The sequence below is a fragment of the Burkholderia paludis genome, assembly GCF_000732615.1.
GTDB classification, from domain to species: Bacteria; Pseudomonadota; Gammaproteobacteria; order Burkholderiales; family Burkholderiaceae; genus Burkholderia; species Burkholderia paludis.
Genome location: NZ_JPGL01000025.1, coordinates 25215 through 44137, shown reverse-complemented (window position 1 = coordinate 44137; position 18923 = coordinate 25215). Strand labels below are relative to the sequence as shown.

17 protein-coding genes and 4 pseudogenes are annotated in these 18923 nt (G+C 65.4%); 7 read left to right on the top strand and 14 right to left on the bottom strand.

The features are described 5' to 3' along the window. Positions 1-18: 18 nt before the first annotated feature. Positions 19-195: a DUF3563 family protein gene (locus tag GQ56_RS41380; RefSeq protein ID WP_075122957.1), complete on the top strand. Its 177-nt coding sequence runs from the start codon at positions 19-21 to the stop codon at positions 193-195. Between the two features lie 108 nt (positions 196-303). Here GQ56_RS41380 and GQ56_RS0116985 read toward each other — a convergent pair whose 3' ends face one another. From GQ56_RS0116985 to GQ56_RS0116965, 5 genes are all read right to left on the bottom strand, one after another. After that, positions 304-723: an organic hydroperoxide resistance protein gene (locus tag GQ56_RS0116985; RefSeq protein ID WP_031399791.1), complete on the bottom strand. Its 420-nt coding sequence runs from the start codon at positions 721-723 to the stop codon at positions 304-306. 155 nt (positions 724-878) lie between these two features. Continuing rightward, on the bottom strand, positions 879-1331 hold the full coding sequence (locus GQ56_RS0116980) for a MarR family winged helix-turn-helix transcriptional regulator (RefSeq protein WP_031399790.1): 453 nt from the start codon (positions 1329-1331) through the stop codon (positions 879-881). 208 nt (positions 1332-1539) lie between these two features. Next, positions 1540-2349 (bottom strand): BPSS1780 family membrane protein, encoded by an 810-nt coding sequence (locus tag GQ56_RS0116975; protein ID WP_031399789.1) that lies wholly within the window; start codon positions 2347-2349, stop codon positions 1540-1542. Then, the gene (locus GQ56_RS0116970) at positions 2340-3338 is read right to left on the bottom strand and encodes a homoserine kinase (protein WP_031399788.1); all 999 of its coding nucleotides are present in this window, start codon (positions 3336-3338) and stop codon (positions 2340-2342) included. Before GQ56_RS0116970 ends, GQ56_RS0116975 begins: the two co-directional genes overlap by 10 nt. Before the next feature lie 101 nt (positions 3339-3439). Continuing rightward, positions 3440-3835, bottom strand: coding sequence for a hypothetical protein (locus GQ56_RS0116965; RefSeq protein ID WP_031399787.1), 396 nt, complete (start codon positions 3833-3835; stop codon positions 3440-3442). 130 nt (positions 3836-3965) lie between these two features. Here GQ56_RS0116965 and GQ56_RS0116960 point away from each other — a divergent pair, with 130 nt between their 5' ends. Continuing rightward, complete coding sequence (locus GQ56_RS0116960; protein ID WP_031399786.1) at positions 3966-5492, top strand: AMP nucleosidase; 1527 nt, start codon at positions 3966-3968, stop codon at positions 5490-5492. A gap of 69 nt (positions 5493-5561) precedes the next feature. Here the strand turns inward: GQ56_RS0116960 and GQ56_RS41375 are convergent. The 5 genes and pseudogenes from GQ56_RS41375 to GQ56_RS0116945 all read right to left on the bottom strand — a co-directional run. Next, a pseudogene (locus tag GQ56_RS41375) lies at positions 5562-5740 on the bottom strand (tyrosine-type recombinase/integrase); the annotation flags it as partial. A gap of 162 nt (positions 5741-5902) precedes the next feature. After that, a complete protein-coding gene (locus GQ56_RS44350) occupies positions 5903-6460 on the bottom strand; it encodes a hypothetical protein (protein WP_152601772.1) in 558 nt (185 codons plus the stop codon). A 73-nt stretch (positions 6461-6533) separates the two neighbouring features. Continuing rightward, positions 6534-7005, bottom strand: a pseudogene (locus GQ56_RS39385) (phage virion morphogenesis protein). Then, entirely contained in the window at positions 7005-7415 is a 411-nt protein-coding gene (locus GQ56_RS0116950) for a phage tail protein (protein WP_031399785.1), read from the bottom strand. Before GQ56_RS0116950 ends, GQ56_RS39385 begins: the two are co-directional and overlap by 1 nt. Then, positions 7412-7903 carry a hypothetical protein gene (locus tag GQ56_RS0116945; protein WP_031399784.1) on the bottom strand — a complete coding sequence of 164 codons (492 nt, stop codon included), beginning with the start codon at positions 7901-7903 and terminating at the stop codon, positions 7412-7414. The genes GQ56_RS0116950 and GQ56_RS0116945 overlap by 4 nt, the downstream gene beginning before the upstream one ends. A 75-nt stretch (positions 7904-7978) precedes the next feature. On the opposite strand from GQ56_RS0116945, the pseudogene GQ56_RS0116940 reads away from it, so the two are divergent. The 3 genes and pseudogenes from GQ56_RS0116940 to GQ56_RS0116930 form a co-directional block, all read left to right on the top strand. Beyond that, positions 7979-8368, top strand: a pseudogene (locus GQ56_RS0116940) (phage terminase large subunit family protein); the annotation flags it as partial. Beyond that, positions 8369-9415 (top strand): annotated as a pseudogene (locus GQ56_RS39380) (phage portal protein). It abuts the pseudogene before it with no gap. 446 nt (positions 9416-9861) lie between these two features. After that, on the top strand, positions 9862-10455 hold the full coding sequence (locus tag GQ56_RS0116930; protein WP_031399782.1) for a hypothetical protein: 594 nt from the start codon (positions 9862-9864) through the stop codon (positions 10453-10455). A gap of 509 nt (positions 10456-10964) precedes the next feature. Here GQ56_RS0116930 and GQ56_RS0116925 read toward each other — a convergent pair. The 4 genes from GQ56_RS0116925 to GQ56_RS0116910 all read right to left on the bottom strand — a co-directional run bounded on the left by GQ56_RS0116925 (position 10965) and on the right by GQ56_RS0116910 (position 14277). Beyond that, complete coding sequence (locus GQ56_RS0116925; protein ID WP_031399781.1) at positions 10965-11528, bottom strand: tautomerase family protein; 564 nt, start codon at positions 11526-11528, stop codon at positions 10965-10967. Between the two features lie 151 nt (positions 11529-11679). Continuing rightward, positions 11680-12672, bottom strand: coding sequence for a GlxA family transcriptional regulator (locus GQ56_RS0116920; protein WP_031399780.1), 993 nt, complete (start codon positions 12670-12672; stop codon positions 11680-11682). A gap of 159 nt (positions 12673-12831) precedes the next feature. After that, positions 12832-13128 (bottom strand): hypothetical protein, encoded by a 297-nt coding sequence (locus GQ56_RS0116915; protein ID WP_031399779.1) that lies wholly within the window; start codon positions 13126-13128, stop codon positions 12832-12834. Between the two features lie 390 nt (positions 13129-13518). Continuing rightward, positions 13519-14277 carry an LOG family protein gene (locus GQ56_RS0116910; RefSeq protein WP_031399778.1) on the bottom strand — a complete coding sequence of 253 codons (759 nt, stop codon included), beginning with the start codon at positions 14275-14277 and terminating at the stop codon, positions 13519-13521. Between the two features lies 1 nt (position 14278). On the opposite strand from GQ56_RS0116910, the gene polA reads away from it, so the two are divergent. Further along, positions 14279-17032: a DNA polymerase I gene (polA, locus tag GQ56_RS0116905; RefSeq protein ID WP_031399777.1), complete on the top strand. Its 2754-nt coding sequence runs from the start codon at positions 14279-14281 to the stop codon at positions 17030-17032. A 279-nt stretch (positions 17033-17311) separates the two neighbouring features. After that, entirely contained in the window at positions 17312-18652 is a 1341-nt protein-coding gene (locus tag GQ56_RS0116900) for an NAD(P)/FAD-dependent oxidoreductase (RefSeq protein ID WP_031399776.1), read from the top strand. The last annotated feature ends 271 nt before the right edge of the window (positions 18653-18923 follow it).

The following is an 18923-nucleotide window of genomic DNA, read 5'->3' as shown; positions in this document are numbered from 1 at the left end:
TGGATTGCGAGATCGAACATGTACCTGCTGAGCCACCTCTTCCTGATGCTGACCAAGAACGCTGAAACGGCCCGTAAAGAGCGCGCCGAGGCGTACCTGGCCGAAGCCACCGACATCCACGATCTCGAATTCCGCATGCGCAAGATCGATCGCGAAGCGGCGATGAACCGCCCGTATTCGATCGGCGCACGCTAAGCAGCGCGGGGCGGGCCGGCCGGTCCGCCGATCCGGCGAGTCACGCAGAAGGGCGCGTGCGGCTACATGCCGCACGCGCCCTTTTTGCATTCGCCGCGCTGCGTTGCGTCAGACGACCGTCAGGCGCACCGGCACGTTGTTGCGCGTCGCGTTCGAGTACGGGCACACGTGGTGCGCCTTGTCGACCAGCGCCTGCGCATCGGCCTTGTCGAGCCCCGGCAGCGACACGCGCAGCTCGATGTCGAGCCCGAAGCCGCCTGCGTCGTTCGGGCCGATGCCCACTTCCGCCGTGACCTGCGTATCGGCCGGCAGCGCCTGCTTGTTCTGGCCGGCGACGAATTTCATCGCGCTCAGGAAGCAGGCCGAGTAACCTGCGGCAAACAGCTGCTCCGGATTGGTGCCTTCCGCGCCCGTGCCGCCGAGTTCGCGCGGTGCGGCCAGCTTTACTTCCAGCTTGTTGTCGGCGGAAACCGCGCGACCGTCGCGGCCGCCCGTGCTCGTAGCGCTGGTCTTGTACAGAATGTTCATCGTGCAGCTCCTGTCGGAAAAAGGGGAGAAAAGCGGCCGGATCGAACGGGATGTCGCCTGCCACGGAGAAAATATAGAACACAAATCATTAGCGTGCAAATGAAATTTTGAAGAAAAAGCCCGGCGATGCCGGGCCGGTTGTCCGAGGCCGGCTGTCAGCGGCCGTTGGCGGCCGACAGCGCGTCGCGCAACTGCTGGAGATCGGCGCGCAGCCTGACCAGGAAATCCGGCGTCTGCTGCATCGCGCAGAAGAGGTCGGCGGGCACCGAGCGCGCGCGATCCTTCAGCGCGCGGCCTTCCGGCGTCACGCGCACGTTGACGACACGTTCGTCGGCCGCGCTGCGCACGCGTTCGACGTAGCCGAGCGCCTCCAGCCGCTTCAGCAGCGGCGTGACCGTGGCCGGATCGAGGTCCAGCCGCGCGGCGATGTCCTTGACCGCCATGTCGTCGCGCTCCCACAGCACCAGCATCGCGAGATATTGGGGATAGGTCAGCGACAGCTTGTCGAGCAGCGGCTTGTACGCCTTCGTCATCGCGTGCGAGGTGGAATAGAGCGCGAAGCACAGTTGCTCGTCGAGCGTCTGGGGGAGCGGGGGCAGGCGATCCATGATTCGGGGGGCGCGGCGAACGCGCGAAAAATTTGCACGCAAATTATTTTGCGCGCAAAAGATCGGGATGAACAGGGGCGCGCTGCGACACGCGACCGGCGACGGATGCCGGGCCAGAGGGGGGCATGAGCGGGAAGGCTGCGCCGGGCGGCGGCCCGACGCGGGGTGCGGCGTGACAGCCGCCGGCGGGCGCCGGCCGCGCCGCGCGTCAACGGCTCGTGGCGGGGGGCGTCGCGCCCGGTTCCTGAATGCCGAAGCAGCCGCGATAGGTCGCGTAGAACGAGCAGTACAGCATCGTGACGATGATGATCGTCACCGGCATCATGATCGTCAGCGCATAGGCGCCGGCGCCGAGCGCCTGCAGCAGCAGCGACAGTGCGAGCGACGTGCCGAGCGCGACGCTGAACCACAGCATGCCGTACACGATGAACGCGCCGCGATTGCGCCAGCAGCTGACGACGCTGAAGAACAGCGCCTTGGCGGGCGGGACGTCGTGCCATGCGACCAGCACGGGCGCGAACCAGAACAGCATCGCGACCGGCAGATAGAGCAGCGTCGCGAAGAACAGCGCGCCGAGCGTGCCTTGCGCGGCGAGCGCCTCCGGCGTCGTGCTCGCTTCGTCCGCCGCGCCCATCATCACGTGGAACAGGGCGCCGCCGTCCACGAAGGACGACGCCGCGAACACGAGCACCATCGACACGACGTAGATCACGCCGAGCACGAGCAGCCGCTGGGTCGCGACGGTGCCGTACGAACGGAAGCCGTCGATGAGGATCGTCGGCATCACGGTCTTGCCGGCCACGGTGTCGCGGCAGGCGGCCATGAAGCCCACCGCGATGCCGGGAATGAACACCAGCGGCAGCGCGGAGCCGATCACCGGCACCATCGACACCAGCGTGATCGCCAGCAGGTACGTGAAGAACAGCGTGATGAACGCGAGCGGATTCCGGCGGAACAGCCAGATGCCTTGTCGGAACCAGACATAGCCCGTTTTGGCGGGCACTTCGATCAGTTGCATGCGGTTTGGATCTCGGGAAGCGCGGGCGTATGCGCGATACGCTCGCGCAGGATGCGTTCGAAATGGCCTGGGTCGTGCGGCTTGAGCATCTCGGCCGCGCGCGGCAGGTAGAAGTCGTACAGGCGCGACACCCAGAAGCGGTACGCGCCCGCGCGCAGCATGTCGCTCCAGTGGCGGCGCTCCTCGGCCGTAAACGGCCGCACGGTCTGGTACGCGCGCAGCAGCGCATCGGCGCGCGCGACGTCGAGTACGCCGGTGGCGAGGTCGACGCACCAGTCGTTGACCGTCACCGCGACGTCGAACAGCCACTTGTCGCAGCCCGCGAAATAGAAGTCGAAGAAGCCGCCGAGCCGCACGTCGTGGCCGGTGCCGGGCGCCGCGTGCGCGAACAGCACGTTGTCGCGGAACAGGTCGCAATGGCACGGCCCCGACGGCAGCGCCGCGTAATCGTCAGACGCGAAGAAGCTTGCCTGATGCGCGAGCTCGCCTTCCAGCAGCGCGCGCTGCGCGTCCGTGACGAACGGCGCGATCGCCGGCACGTTCTCCTGCCACCACGGCAGGCTGCGCAGGTTCGGCTGGTTGCGCGGATAGTCGCGCCCGGCGAGGTGCATGCGCGCGAGCATCTGCCCGACCTCGATGCAGTGTTCGACCCCGGGCGCGAGTTCGGCCGCGCCGTCGAGCTTCGTGACGATCGCGGCCGGCTTGCCGTGCAGCTCGCCGAACAGCGCGCCGTCGTCACGCGGGATCGGATCCGGCACCGGCACGCCGTGGCCGGCCAGGTGGCTCATCAGGTCGAGGTAGAACGGCAGTTGCTGCGCCGTGAGCTTTTCGAAGATCGTGAAGACGTACTCGCCGCGCGTCGTCGTCAGGAAGAAGTTGCTGTTTTCGATACCGGACGGAATGCCGCGGAACGCGAGCACGTCGCCCAGTTCGTAGTGGCGCATCCATTGCGCGAGATCGGAGTCGGAAACAGCGGTGAAAACGGCCATGCGGGATGCGTCAGGTCAGGGTGTCGGCACGCGGGCGGCGTGCGTCGCGACAGCAGGTGAAGGGGGGCGGCGCGCGGCGCCCGGCGCCGCGCGCCACGGAATCAGTAGCGCAGGTTCAGCGACGGCAGGCGCGTGATCGGGACGCCCGCGTCGTGCGGCTTCGGCGACGTGTCGGGCGTCGAACTCATCTGATAGCGCGTGCCGAAGTTCGACTTCACGTCGATCTCGACCGGTTTGCCGCGGTCGCGGTACTCGGTGACTTCGGTGCCGCTCTTGCTCTTTTCGTGGAAGCTCGGCGTGCGGCGGATGTCGGCGAAGTCGACTTTCGACGTGACTTCGGCGCCCGGCCGGTTGATCTGGCGGAGATCGGGCAGGCCGGCGGCCTCGTTGGCGTCGGCCCGGGCCTGCGCGTCGGCGTCAGGCGTGCTGCCGGCGGCGTAAGCGACGCTGGCGGCGGCAAACGCGGCGGCAGCGGCGACGAGAATGAGCGGCTTCATGATGAGTCTCCAGTGAACCTGGCGATTTTAGCAAATACTGCGCCCCTTCCGGCCTCCGCGTGCGGATGCGGCGGCCATGAGGGCGACAGGGTTCCGTGGTAATGTCGTCGGATCAGACGAGGGTATGACAATGAAGAACGATTTGAGCCGCCGGCACCGCGTGCTGACCCCCGAAAGCCCGTCGGTCGAGGCTTTCGACGATCCGATCGCCGCCGTCGCGCGGCTGTCCGCCATTTACGACACGAACACGGGCTTCCTGCGCGACGCATTCGCGCGCTATCGCCGCCACGAGCCGATCACCGAGCACGTGCGCGCGTGCTACCCGTTCGTGCGGATCCGCACCGACGTCAACACGCACGTCGATTCGCGCCGCTCGTACGGTTTCGTCGCGGGCCCCGGCGTGTTCGAGACCACGGTCACGCGCCCCGATCTCTTCGCGAACTACTATCGCGAGCAGTTGCGCCTGCTCGCGAAGAACCACCATGTGAAGATCGAGATCGGCGTGTCGTCGCAGCCGATCCCGATCCATTTCGCGTTTCCGGAAGGCATCCACCTCGAGGGCGAGCTCGACCGCGACCGCCTGCTCGCGATGCGCGACATCTTCGACACGCCCGACCTGTCGTATCTCGACGACCGCATCGTCAACGGCACGTTCGAGCCGGCGCCGGGCGAGCCGTATCCGCTCGCGCTGTTCACGGCCGCGCGGGTCGACTTCTCGCTGCACCGGTTGCGCCACTACACGGCGACGTCGCCCACGCATTTCCAGAACTACGTGCTCTACACGAACTACCAGTTCTACATCGACGAGTTCGTGAAGCTGGGCCGCACGGTGATGACGGAGAGCGACGATCCGGAGGTGCGCGCGTATCGCAGCCAGTACAGCTCGTTCGTCGAGCCGGGCGATGTCGTGACCTACAACGCGAACCTCGGCAGCGAGCCGGCCGAGGGCGCCGCGCCGCCGCGCCTGCCGCAGATGCCCGCGTATCACCTGAAGCGCGCGGACGGCAGCGGGATCACGATGGTCAACATCGGCGTCGGTCCGTCGAACGCGAAGACGATTACCGATCACATCGCGGTGCTGCGTCCGCACGCGTGGGTGATGCTCGGTCACTGCGCGGGGCTGCGCAACACGCAGCGCCTCGGCGACTACGTGCTTGCGCACGGTTACGTGCGCGAGGATCACGTGCTCGATGACGACCTGCCGCTGTGGGTGCCGATCCCGGCGCTCGCCGAAGTGCAGCTCGCGCTCGAGCGTGGGGTGGCCGACGTCACGAAGCTCGAAGGCGTCGAACTGAAGCGCGTGATGCGCACGGGCACCGTCGCGAGCGTCGACAACCGCAACTGGGAACTGCGCGATCATCGCGAACCGGTGCTGCGGCTGTCGCAGAGCCGCGCGGTCGCGCTCGACATGGAAAGCGCGACGATCGCCGCGAACGGCTTCCGCTTCCGCGTGCCGTACGGCACGCTGCTGTGCGTGTCGGACAAGCCGCTGCACGGCGAGCTGAAGCTGCCGGGCATGGCCGACACGTTCTATCGCGGGCAGGTCGACCAGCATCTGCAGATCGGCGTGAAGGCGATGGAGATCCTGCGCACGAACGGGCTCGACAAGCTGCATAGCCGCAAGCTGCGGAGCTTTGCGGAAGTGGCGTTTCAGTAAAAAACCCTTGCTGTATGAGGCTCCCCGACCGGTTCGGGGAGCCTTCGTGTCTAACATGAGCGTCGGTGTCTAACTTGCACGCGTCAATGGAAGTGGTTGGACGCGTTCTACTTCACGTGATTTCGTGTAGTGCGCCGTCATGCTTTCGGTCGTGTGGCCAGCCAGTGATTGCGCTGCCGCGGCCCCCGCTGACGCTTCAGATCGGTCAGCGCCTTCGCCCGCAAATCGTGGAAGTGCATGCCGATCAGGTTACCTTCCTTTCCGTCGAGTTTATACACGACCTCTTGGAAGGCGAAATTTCAGGGGAAGCTCAAGGGTCACTTCAAAACGGTTGTACGAATGCGAAAGACAACGCAAACTTTGCGTACTGTTTCGCTGGATGGAATTTCTTCGTATAGCCGGTGGCCGGACTATCGATCTAGATGCTCGGCAATTGTTTTGATGCACTGTGCGTGCCGATTGATTTGTTCTCGCCCATACATCTGCTCACACGTCGTCAAGGCACTATAGAGGTGCTCGAATAAAGGCATGCTGACCGCCACTTCACGAAAATGCACCTCCTTCAGCGTGGGCAATTCGGCGGGTGCTGTGTAATAGCGTTCCATGCCTCGTACACATGCGTTCCTTCGCAAGTTGTATCGCACTAGAGCTACAGGCGAGGGATAGAGGGTGGCGCGTTGTAACCAAGGTAACGCAGTGGGTGACTTCGGAAGAATCGACGCCATCTTGATGGCAACGCCATCGTCAAATTGAATCAATTGAGATGCTGCCTCTTGCATGCAATATTCACGTGCGTCATTGGGCGACTGGTCGGGGGAAACAAGTGGGGGATCGTCGCCGGTAGGGGCAAATCCCGCGCGATCAAGGCCGCGCACATATGCAGAAAAAAGCAAAGGAACTGAGGGCTGTTGCGCTGTTGCGTTAAAGCATGACAACGCCAAGACCAGAAGCAATGAGAGTTTACGCATGAGTGTGCGAGCGAGCGGTGATAAACCAATTGTTGGAACTATTGTTCCCGATCTTTTGTCGCGCGTCGAATGATTAATGTGATAGCGGCGGTCTGGATAGAGGATCCAGAATTAGATCGGCAATAGCAGTAATGTCGTCGTCAGCTAAACCGAGCAGCTCGCGCGCCGGATACTGGACGACCGGGCCGTTGCGTTCGTCGCGATCGCGCAGGCCCTCCTGGTGGACGCGTGCGATGCGCTCGACCTGCCGCGTGAAATGAAGTACCGACGCGTCGGCGGTCGCGGCGGTTTTGAGGAAACGCGCGGTGCGCAGCTTCGCGAACATCGCGCGCCGGATGCGGCCTTTCTTACGCCGGGCCTGCGGCTTGCGCGGCGCGAAGCGGCTACCGTCCGGGTTGCGGGTTGCGGGATTCGGCGATGCGCCGCGAATGGCGCCGGCGCAGCTCGATAGCCAGCCCTTTCGCCAGGACGACGCGCTGCGCGGACGTGAGCTGGCCACGCAGGCCGGCCGCCCAGTCTTCGGCACGGGACAGGCGATCGACCATCAGGTCCCCGCGATCGTCGGCTCGCCGAAGTGGTGAACCTCACAACCGTCCGGTTGCTCGACCACGCCGACGCGCTCGGTCAACTTCAGCAGGACCTCGACGTCGGACTTGTCGTTGTCGAGCATCTCGGCCTGGAACTTGAACCCGTCGCGGTAGAGGTCGCGATTGAGCAGCAGCTCGGGCTGGTGGATCTTCAGCCAGGCAATGATTGGCACCATCAGGTGATCCGAATGGCCGGCGTATTCGGTCACGACGATGTCCAGCGTGTACGCATATTCGAACGACAGCGACTTCGCTGCAGTGACGGCAATCGACCCGTGTTCGATGAAGATGTGCAGCCGGTCGGGGTCACGCGCGAACTCGGGCAGGGCAGCAGTGAGCGCCGCGCGAAGGCTGTTCGGTTTATTCATGGCGCTGGTTCCTCCGTGTCACGCACGCGCGCCTGCAGCGCGATCAGTTGCTCGGCGTTTTCGTGACAGGTGGTGTAGTTGCCAGCGACGGTTGCGGCGACGGCAGAGCGTGCAATGCCCGAGGGGGCCGCATCAGTGTCTCCGGGATCGCCCACCGGCAGGTTGGCGACGGCGGCGTCGTGCACGCGCACAAACCCGACAGGAACAACGCAGGCGCGATCAGCTTCGCGATCCACATAAACGGGTGCCTCTTTGATGATGGCGTCGCCCTTTTCGCGGACGATCTGGATTCGGTCGACGTACTGCGTGACGACCTTCACGTCGCGGCGTGCCGCGTCGCGCTCGGCTGTCCGCTCGCGCACATCACGCGCAAGATCGTCGACGCGCTGGTCGGCGCCGACGAGGCGCGCATGCTGGACCGCGATGACGACGCCGGTAACGGCAAGCGCGATCGCGCCGGCGACGAGGATGCGGGCGCCGGCTGTCACCCGCCCGCCGGGCTGTAGCGGTTGTATGCACGCTCGAGCTTCACGTCATACAGGTTCTGGGCGTAGTACCGCGCCGAGGCGTTGACCAGGCGCTACCGCGTCACCTACATCGGTATCGACACAACCGGCATGGGCCAGGGTGTCTACGAGCTGGTGACCAAGTTCTTTCCGGCCGCGACGCCGATCCGCTACTCGGTCGAGGTGAAAGGCATGTTGGTGATGAAGGCGCAGAACGTGATCCGCAAGGGCCGGCTCGAGTACGACGCCGGCTGGACCGACCTGACCGCATCGTTCATGGCGATCAAGAAGACGATCACGCCCAGCGGTCTGCAGGTGACGTACACGGCAACGCGCTCGGAAGAGGCGAGCCACGGCGACCTGGCCTGGGCGTGCATGCACGCGCTTGGGAACGAGCCGCTCGAGGGCGCAACAGACACCAATTCCGGATTCATGGAGATTTTTTGAATGACACGCAAGTATCGACGCGGCGCCGGGCGCCGCACGCACGGCCGCGCAGAGACGGCGGCCGTCTCGACGCCGGCGCCGGCCACGCGCGCGGAAGTGTTCTCGTTCGGTGATCCGATCGAAGTGCTGGATCGGCGCGAGCTGCTCGACTATGTTGAATGCATGCGCATGGGGAACTGGTATGAACCGCCGCTGCCGCTCGACGGGCTCGCCCGCTCGTTCCGCGCCCCATCACAGCTCGGCCATCTACGTGAAACGCAACATCCTCGTCCAGGCGTACATCGAGCATCCGCTGCTATCGCGTGCGGACTTCAGCCGGTTCGTGCTCGAGTACCTGGTCTTTGCGAACAGCTACCTCGAGCTGCGCACGAACCGGCTCGGCAGGCCGATGGCGCTGAAGTCGTCGCTCGCGAAATACACGCGAGTTGGCGTCGAGCCGGATCAGTTCTGGTTCGTGACGAACGTGCGCGAGCCGCACGCGTTTCCGAAGGGCGCGGTCTATCACCTGTTCGAGCCGGACCTGAACCGGGAAATTTACGGGCTGCCCGAATACATGTCGCCGCTGAACTCGACCTGGCTGAACGAAAGCGCGACGCTGTTCCGCCGGCGCTACTACAAGAACGGCAGTCACGCCGGCTTCATCCTGTACATGACCGACCCGGCTGACAAGCAGGAAGACGTCGACAACCTGCGATCGGCACTGAAAAACGCGAAGGGGCCGGGTAACTTCCGGAACCTGTTCATGTACGCGCCGAAGGCAAGAAGGACGGCATCCAGCTCCTGCCGATCGGCGAGGTCGCGGCGAAGGACGAGTTCTGGAACATCAAGAAGGTGACGGTCGAGGATCAGCTTGCGGCGCACCGCGTGCCGCCGCAGCTCATGGGGATCATCCCGTCGAACGCGGGCGGGTTCGGTGACGTGGAGAAGGCGGCCGGGGTATTCAACGGCCTCGAGATCGAACCGCTGAAGGCGAGGCTGCGGGAGGTGAACGACTGGATCGGGATCGAGGTCGTGCGGTTCAGGAACTTCGAAATGCCGAAGGGCTGACGCCCGACCGCGCAACCGGCAAAGCAAAGCCGCCGGGCACTTCGGTGCCGGCGGCTTTTTTGCGTCCGTCGCCTGGGCGACGCCTCGGCGGATTAGGGCGTCTCTGAGCGGGCCGCAGCCTCGATGCACCTCAAGTCCGGACCCGGCCGCCGCAGGGCCGTGGCGGGCCGCCTGACGCGTCGGGGGCGGTATCCCAAGGGCCGGACCCTGCCCCTGAGATGACGATTCAGACCCGGCGCGCGCAGTTGTGACCCCGCCCCACCTGCCCGCAAAAACGAGTGTTTTTTATGCGCCCGTGCAGGGGCTGCTCAGGGCCGGCCAGCACGGGCCGCGCGGCGATCGGTGGGCCGATTCTTCTATGCACCTTTATGCGCCTTGGTTATGCAGTCTCACGCATTTGCCAACTTCCTGTACCCTCCAGCCATTCGAATACACGCGGGGGGGCTATGTTGGCAGCGTGCGAGGCGCAAGCCATTTACTTTGCATTGACGGGGCGTGCACCTGCGGCGGCGGTCACATTGCCCATCGTTCACTCTGACGTCAGCGGGGCGGGAATGTCTGGGACGCAATCCATCTGGTTTGAACTGGTGAAGGGGGTGCCGGCGGCGGTGGTGGCACTGCTGGTTGGCATCGTCGCCGGGCTAATTGCGTGGCGGCAATATCGCGTCGCGAGGGCGAAGTTGAATCTCGACCTGTTCGAAAAGCGTTACGAGCTCTTCATGATCGTTTGGGCGTTTGCATCGTCTGTCATTCAGGGGGGAGCTGACACGCTTACAGCGAAGGAGCGCATCGAGATGACGAACCTGTTACCCAAGATCGAATTCCTGTTCGGCAAGGATATTGCGGACTACGTGCGCAAACTTAGTGCGCAGCACGCTTCGCTATGGGCCATCCTAACGGCCACAAGAGCGAACCACGGCATCATGCCGGCGCAACATGTGGACACGCACACTGAACTCATGGAATGGTTCGCTAACGAGGCGCTGGAAGGCGTCAAGCAGCGGTTCGGCGTGTACCTGAATTTCGAAGAGTGGCATTGAACAGGGGATGCTGTACGCTTTGATTTCGCTTCGAATCAGTCGTGAGTTTCGAGGCGTTTACAATCCGAATTCGATCCTTGCCAGATAAGGCTGGGAAGGCAAAGGAAGTGTGTATTTTGGAAACGCAGAAACGCGCTAAGTCGTTGAATCGTTGATAATTTCGACTGCTTTGTAATCAACTAAGTGATGCTTCCAGCGAGCTAAGCGAGCACATGATGGCTTGATCGTTTACAAGCCAGAAGATTTGTCTAACTTGTGCCAGAAAGCTGAATGAGATCCGCTTAGGATGCCCCTCGATATTTCGATGAAGTGTTAGAGGAAATTTCGCAACTCATTGATTGTTATTGTCTTTGTGTCTGCAAGCTGCGGAGCTTTGCGGAAGTGGCGTTTCAGTAATACCGGCCGCGGCCCTGGATACGTCGCACATCGCGTTGTGCGACGTATCGCCTGCCGGGGCGCGCCGGCTGTTCTCCCGCCGCGCCCATCCAGCCCGGATACGGCGATCGACGTTAGCGCACCGCGCCGTTGCCCGGTTCGTGCGACGCGCCCGGGTCCGTCTCATGCAGCGAATTGCGCACCGCATCGACGAGCTTCAACGCATCCGTGCGCCGCTTGATCGCCAGCCGCTGTTCGCCGAGTGCCCGCAGCGGCGCGCCGCCGAAGTAATCCATGATGTCCGGCAGGCGGCGCACGACGCCGCGGCTGCCCCAGCAGCCGTCGTCGATTTCCGTTGGCAAGACCCACACGCGCGTCGCGACGGCGTCGACCGGCACGCCTTCCGCACGCGCGACGGCGGCGGTTACGTCCGCGATCAGCCCGGCGCGTGCGGCGTCCGTGTACTGTCCTTCCGGTACGGTCGGCACGATCCGGTAGATCGGCGCGGGCGCGACCGCGCCGGCGCGATACACGGCCGCCGGCCGGTGGACGAAGATCCAGGTTACGTCCCGTACGCGCGGATTGTCGGGATCGAGCCCCTCGTGACGGATCAGCGTGTCGGTCAGCTCCGCCATCAGTTGTGTTTCGGCTTGCGGCGCGAGCGCACCTTCGGGGATGTAGACGTCGATCATCGGCATGGTGTGAAGTCCTGGTTCGTTGGAGATGGCGTCGCTCCGGTGCCGGGCGACGTGAATCCAGTGTATGGACCGCATACCGATACGCGCAGTGGCGAAACTGCCATTCCGCAATGCCATTCCGGACATCATGCGCGACGCTTGCCGCGCGCGATCATGGCGTGAAGCGACGCCGATACTCGCCGGGGGAGATGCCGGTCTCGCGCTTGAACAATTGCCGAAACCCGCTGATGTCCGCATAGCCGACGCGCTCGCACACCGTGTCGATCGCGAGCTTCGTGTCCGCGAGCAGCCGCTTCGCGACCTCGATCCTGAGCGTCTGCAGATACCTGAGCGGCGGCGCGCCCACCGCGTCCCTGAAGCGGCGATGGAGCGTGCGTTCGCTCATTGCGACGTGCTCGCTCAGCCGGGCGAGGCTGAAGGGTTCGCGCAGATGCTTTTCCATCCAGCGCTGCGCGCGTGCGATGGTCGCGTCGTCATGGCCGCGATGGCCCGTCCGGTCGAGATCGATGAACGCATCCTGCGATTCGCGGTTCATGTCGATCAGCATGAGCCTGGCGACCGACGTGGCGAGGCGCGCATTCGCCAGCTTGTCGACGACGCGCAGCGCGAGATTCTGATACGAGGTGACGGCGCCGCCGCACAGGATCCCGTCCTGCTCGGTGAGGATGTCCGACGCACGCAAGGCCACGTCCGGATAGCGTGCGCGGAAGCTCGATGCCTTCGACCAGTGCGTCGTGGCGACGCGGCCGTCGAGCAGGCCGGCTTCCGCGAGGAGGAATGCGCCGGTGCAGTACGTCGCGATCAGCGTGCCGCGTGCGTGTTGCCGGCGCAAAGCGTCGAACAGCGGCGCGAGCGACGCGGGGCGGTCGAGCAGCCGCTCGAGATCCGCAACGAACGGGCTCGTCAGCCAGATCGCATCGGCGGGGCTGCCGCCGTCGATCGCGCCGTCGACCGGGATGATCTGGCCGGAGGCCGCGCGTACCGGCCGTCCGCCGATCGATTCGACGCGCCAGCGAAACGGCGCGGTCGCGCGGCCCTGGGGAGCGCTCGATGCGAGATGGTTGGCCGCCGTGAGGATGTCGGTCGGCGCGGCGACGCCGGATGCAAGGGCATGTTCGACAGCCCAGATTCGGATGAGCGGCATGGGTGGCGGGATTGGCCTCGGACAATGGCAATACTACCATCGGGCGTTTGCCGGTCGAACCGGTCGCCGATGTGGGCGGCCGGCAGTCGGCAAATAAAAAACCGCCCGGCGCCGAAGCGCACGGGCGGTCTTGCATGCGTCGAACGGCCGCGGTGCCGCTCAGCACTCGCCGTTCTTGGGGTGTCCCGGCGGGCAGCGATAGCCGTGATCGTCATGACCGCGGTGCCGCTGGTGATCTTCCCACTCGCGGCGCTCCCAGTAGCGGTGGCCGTCCCAGTAGCGATCGCCATGCCAGCCGACGATCACCGCGGGCGCCGGGGCGACCGCGACGGGGGCGGGCGCGACGACGACCGGCGCGGGCGTGCCGATGTTGACGTCGACGTTGACGGCGTGAGCGAGGCTGGAGAGCGAAAGGCCGAGGCCGGTGAAGGCGAGAGCGATCAATGAGCGCTTCATGTTGTTTTCCGTGATGTCGTTGCAAAAGGCCGGCGCGACGCGATGGAAGCGACGGGGACCGCTCCACCGGGGGATCGCCGCACCGACCCGTTCAGTGTGCTGGCGAGGGACGGAAAACGCGAGGCGGGTTTATTACGCCGGGTTGGCGGCCGGCGCGCGTGGTGCGCGGGCATCGAGCCGCGTCATTTGACAATGGCGGAACACGGGTGCAGAGGATGGCGTGTGCATCGCGCGGCAACGGCTGCGCGGATTTGACATTCGACGGCGCGCGGCCGCGAAGCGGGATTAACGGCGCGTTACAAAGTGATGCGCGGCAGGCGGCCGGACAGCCGTGCCTGCCGCGCGGGAAGCGGTGCGCCGGCCAGCGGGCCGGCTGTCGCTCCGGAGGGCTTAAAGATAGAACATCCGGTCTTCTTCGGGCCGCGGCGGGCGGCCTTCTTCGTCCGAACCTTCTTCCTCGCCGCTGTCCTCGTAGAACGCGAGCACAGCATCGAGCACCTGGTCGGGATCGTCGATCACCTGCATCAGGTCCATGTCTTCCGGATTGATGAGGCCCATCGGAATCAACTGGTCGCGGAACCATTGCAGCAGCCCCTTCCAGAACTCGCTGCCGACGAGAATGATCGGCACGAGGCGCGACTTCTTCGTCTGGATCAGCGTGAGCACTTCGGACAGTTCGTCGAGCGTGCCGAAGCCGCCCGGCATCACGATCACCGCATCCGAATTCTTCACGAACGTGACCTTGCGCGTGAAGAAGTGGCGGAAGCGCAGCGAGATGTCCTGGTAGTGGTTGCCGGCCTGTTCGTGCGGCAGCTCGATGTTCAGGCCGACCGACGGCGCCTTGCCGGCGTGCGCGCCCTTGTTCGCGGCTTCCATGATGCCGGGGCCGCCGCCGGAGATCACCGCGAAGCCGGCGTCGGACAGCTTGCGCGCGATCTGCACGGCGAGCTTGTAGTGCGGCGTGTCGGGCTTGAGGCGGGCGGAACCGTAGATGCTGACGGCCGGGCGGATCTCCGACAGGTACTCGGTCGCCTCGATAAACTCTGCCATAATCGTGAACATCTGCCACGATGCGCGCGCCTTCTTGGCCGTCGCGCGTTCTTGATCTGCGAGCGAACGCAGACTCGGAATCACTTTTCTCTTGTTCATAATGCCTGAAGAACGAAATCTGGAAGGTAAGACCCTGCTATTGGTTGACGGTTCGAGCTATCTCTATCGGGCTTACCATGCGATGCCTGATTTGCGTGGCCCTGGCGGGGAGCCGACCGGAGCGCTCTACGGAATCATCAACATGCTGCGCCGTATGCGCAAGGAAGTCAGTGCAGAGTATAGCGCTTGCGTGTTCGATGCAAAGGGCAAGACGTTCCGCGACGACCTCTATGCCGACTATAAGGCAAACCGCCCGTCGATGCCGCCCGATCTCGCATTGCAGGTCGAGCCGATCCACGGCGCCGTGCGTGCGCTCGGCTGGCCGCTGCTGATGGTCGAGGGCGTCGAGGCCGACGACGTGATCGGCACGCTCGCGCGCGAAGCCGAGCGGCACGGGATGAACGTGATCGTGTCGACGGGCGACAAGGATCTCGCGCAGCTCGTGACCGACCACGTCACGCTCGTCAACACGATGACCAACGAGACGCTCGACCGCGACGGCGTGATCGCGAAGTTCGGCGTGCCGCCGGAGCGGATCATCGACTACCTCGCACTGATCGGCGACACCGTCGACAACGTGCCGGGCGTCGAGAAGTGCGGGCCGAAGACGGCCGTGAAATGGCTGTCGCAGTACGACAGCCTCGACGGCGTCATCGCGCATGCGGGCGACATCAAGGGCGTGGTCGGCGACAACCTGCGCCGCGCGCTCGACTTCCTGCCGCTCGGCCGCACGCTCGTGACCGTCGAGACGGCCTGCGATCTCGCGCCGCATCTCGAATCGATCGAGGCGTCGCTGAAGACCGACGGCGAAGCGCGCGATCTGCTGCGCGACATCTTCGCGCGCTACGGTTTCAAGACCTGGCTGCGCGAAGTCGACAGCGCGCCGGCGGAAGGCGGCGGCGCCGATGCGCCGGAAGGCGAGCCGGCGCCGGTGGTGGCGGCCGACCTCGTCCGCGAATACGAGACGATCCAGACCTGGGCGCAGTTCGACGCGTGGTTCGCGAAGATCGACGCGGCCGCGCTGACCGCGTTCGACACCGAGACGACCTCGCTCGACCCGATGCTCGCGCGGCTCGTCGGCCTGTCGTTCTCGGTCGAGCTGGGCAAGGCCGCGTACCTGCCGGTCGCGCACCGCGGCCCCGACATGCCCGAGCAGCTTCCGCTCGACGAAGTGCTCGCGCGCCTGAAGCCGTGGCTCGAATCGGCCGATCGCAAGAAGGTCGGGCAGCACCTGAAGTACGACGCGCAGGTGCTCGCGAACTACGACATCGAGCTGAACGGCATCGAGCACGACACGCTGCTCGAATCGTACGTGCTCGAATCGCACCGCACGCACGACATGGACAGCCTCGCGCTGCGTCATCTGGGCGTCAAGACGATCAAGTACGAGGACGTGGCGGGCAAGGGCGCGAAGCAGATCGGTTTCGACGAAGTCGCGCTCGAGCAGGCCGCCGAATACGCGGCCGAGGATGCGGACATCACGCTGCAGCTTCATCACGCGCTGTATCCGCAGGTCGCGCGCGAGCCGGGCCTCGAGCGCGTGTATCGCGAGATCGAGATGCCGGTGTCGCTCGTGCTGCGCAAGATGGAGCGCACGGGCGTGCTGATCGACGATGCGCGCCTGCAGGCGCAGAGCACCGAGATCGCGACGCGCCTGATCGAGCTGGAGGCGCAGGCGTACGAACTGGCGGGCGGCGAATTCAATCTCGGCTCGCCGAAGCAGATCGGGCAGATCTTCTTCGAGAAGCTGCAGTTGCCGGTCGTGAAGAAGACGCCGAGCGGCGCGCCGTCGACCGACGAGGAAGTGCTGCAGAAGCTGGCCGAGGATTACCCGCTGCCGAAGCTGCTGCTCGAGCATCGCGGGCTGTCGAAGCTGAAGTCGACCTATACCGACAAGCTGCCGCGCATGGTGAACCCCGCGACGGGCCGCGTGCACACGAACTACGCGCAGGCGGTGGCCGTCACCGGCCGCCTGGCGTCGAACGATCCGAATCTTCAGAACATTCCGGTGCGCACGGCCGAAGGCCGGCGGATCCGCGAAGCGTTCATCGCATCGCCGGGCCACCGGATCGTGTCGGCCGATTATTCGCAGATCGAACTGCGGATCATGGCGCACATTTCGGGCGACGCGTCGCTGCTGCGCGCGTTCTCGCAGGGCGAGGACATCCATCGCGCGACGGCCGCCGAGGTGTTCGGCGTGACGCCGCTGGAGGTCAATTCCGATCAGCGCCGGATCGCGAAGGTGATCAACTTCGGGCTCATCTACGGGATGAGCGCGTTCGGTCTCGCGTCGAACCTCGGCATTACGCGCGATGCGGCGAAGCTCTATATCGACCGTTATTTCGCCCGCTATCCGGGCGTCGCGCAGTACATGGAAGACACGCGTGCGCTCGCGAAGGAGAAGGGCTACGTCGAAACCGTGTTCGGCCGCCGCCTGTGGCTGCCCGAGATCAACGGCGGCAACGGTCCGCGCCGCCAGGCGGCCGAGCGCGCGGCGATCAACGCGCCGATGCAGGGCACGGCCGCCGACCTGATCAAGCTGTCGATGATCGCGGTGGACGGCTGGCTCACGCGCGACCGGCTGGCGTCGCGGATGATCATGCAGGTGCACGATGAACTGGTGCTCGAGGTGCCCGAAAGCGAGTTGTCGCTGGTGCGCGAAAAGCTGCCGGAAATGATGTGCGGCGTGGCGAAGCTGAAGGTGCCGCTCGTCGCCGAAGTGGGCGCCGGTGCGAACTGGGAGGAGGCGCACTGACGCACCGCCGCACGGCTCCCGATTCCTGCGGCATATTGTTGCAGGGATGCTGAATATCGAGATGGTTTGCTTGTGGTCAGCGTGCAAGCTCCCGGACAATGCATGTCAACCATGTCATTGATGCGGGGGCGGCACGCCCCGCGTTCCGGGGCGGACGTATCGAAGTGCTTCGAACTGCACATCGATGATGTCCTAACCGGTTAATCCACCGGGCGGCGCGCATGCATCGCGTACGCATCGTCCGGCGATGGCAGTTTCGAATCGCAAAGGGGGGAACAGATGCACCGGATCATCATCGTAGGCGGAGGCGCGGGCGGCCTGGAACTGGCGACGCGGCTCGGCGACCGTTACGGTGCACGCGGCAATCGTCCCGCGCGTGCGCTCGTCACGCTTGTCGACCGCAATCCGACGCACATCTGGAAACCGCTGCTGCACGAGGTCGCGGCCGGCAGCATGGATCCCTTCACGCAGGAACTCGAGTATGCGGCGCAGGCGCGCTGGCACGGCTTCGAGTTCCAGCAGGGCGAGCTGACCGGGCTCGACCGCGCGGCGAAGCGCCTGACGCTCGCGCCCGTCAACGACAGCGACGGCGAGGCGCTGCTGCCGGCGCGCGAGCTGGAATATGACACGCTCGTGATCGCGATCGGCAGCACGACCCACTTCTTCGGCGTGCAGGGCGCGTCGGGAAACGCGATCGCGCTCGATACCGTCGGCGAGGCCGAGCGGTTCCGCAAGCGCCTGATCGCCGCGTGCATGCGCGCCGAACACCAGGCGCCGGCGCCGGCGCAGGCCGCGCCGGGCGAAGCGGCCGAGCCGCGCATCCAGGTGGTGATCGTCGGCGGCGGCGCGACGGGCGTCGAGTTGTCCGCCGAACTGCGCAATACGGCGCAGGTGCTGTCCGTGTACGGCCTGCACAAGCTCGACCCGCGCCACGACGTCGGCATCGTGCTGATCGAATCGGGGCCGCGCATTCTGCCGGCGCTGCAGGAGCGCGTGTCGTCGGCGACGGCCGAACTGCTCGAAAAGCTCGGCGTGCGGCTGATGCTCGGCGAGCGCGTGACCGAGGTCGCGCCGGGCGTCGTGCATACCGCCAGCGGCAAGGCGGTGCGCGCGGACCTGACGGTATGGGCGGCCGGCATCAAGGCGCCGTCCGTGCTGGCGCATCTCGACGGTCTCCAGGTCAACAAGCTGGGCCAGCTCGACGTGCGCCGCACGCTGCAGACCTTCACCGACGACAACGTGTTCGCGCTCGGCGATTGCGCGGCATGCGTGTGGCCCGGCAACGAGCGCAACGTGCCGCCGCGCGCGCAGGCCGCGCATCAGCAGGCGAGCTTCCTGCTGAAGGCGATCGGCTGCCGGCTCGACGGGCGTCCGCTGCCCGAGTTCACGTATCGCGATTTCGGTTCGCTCGTGTCGCTCGGCCACTTCAGCGCGGTCGGCAACCTGATGGGCGGGCTGATCGGCGGCAACATGCTGATCGAGGGGCTGTTCGCGCGCTTCATGTACATGTCGCTCTACCGGTTGCATATCGCGGCGCTGCACGGCTATCCGCGGATGATGCTCGACACGGTCGCGCACTGGCTGCGGCGCACGACGCTGCCGCGCGTCAAGCTGCACTGAGCGCGCGTACGCGGGGAGCGGGCGAGGGCGAGGGCGGGCGCGCGTCGTGCATGGTCGCCGCTCGCCGCGTTTTTTGCGGCCGCGCGGCCATGCGCGCGCGGGTCGGGCAGGAGCCATGGCGCGTTTCCCGTATCAGTCCGCAAGCATTCGGTCGCGCAGCGGGCGATCGGCAGGCGGCCGGTCGCGTCGCGGCCGGCCCGCTGTCGGCGGGCTTGTGCGCGACGGCCGACGCGGCCGGATCGACGGGCCGTAATCGAGTCTTACATATCCG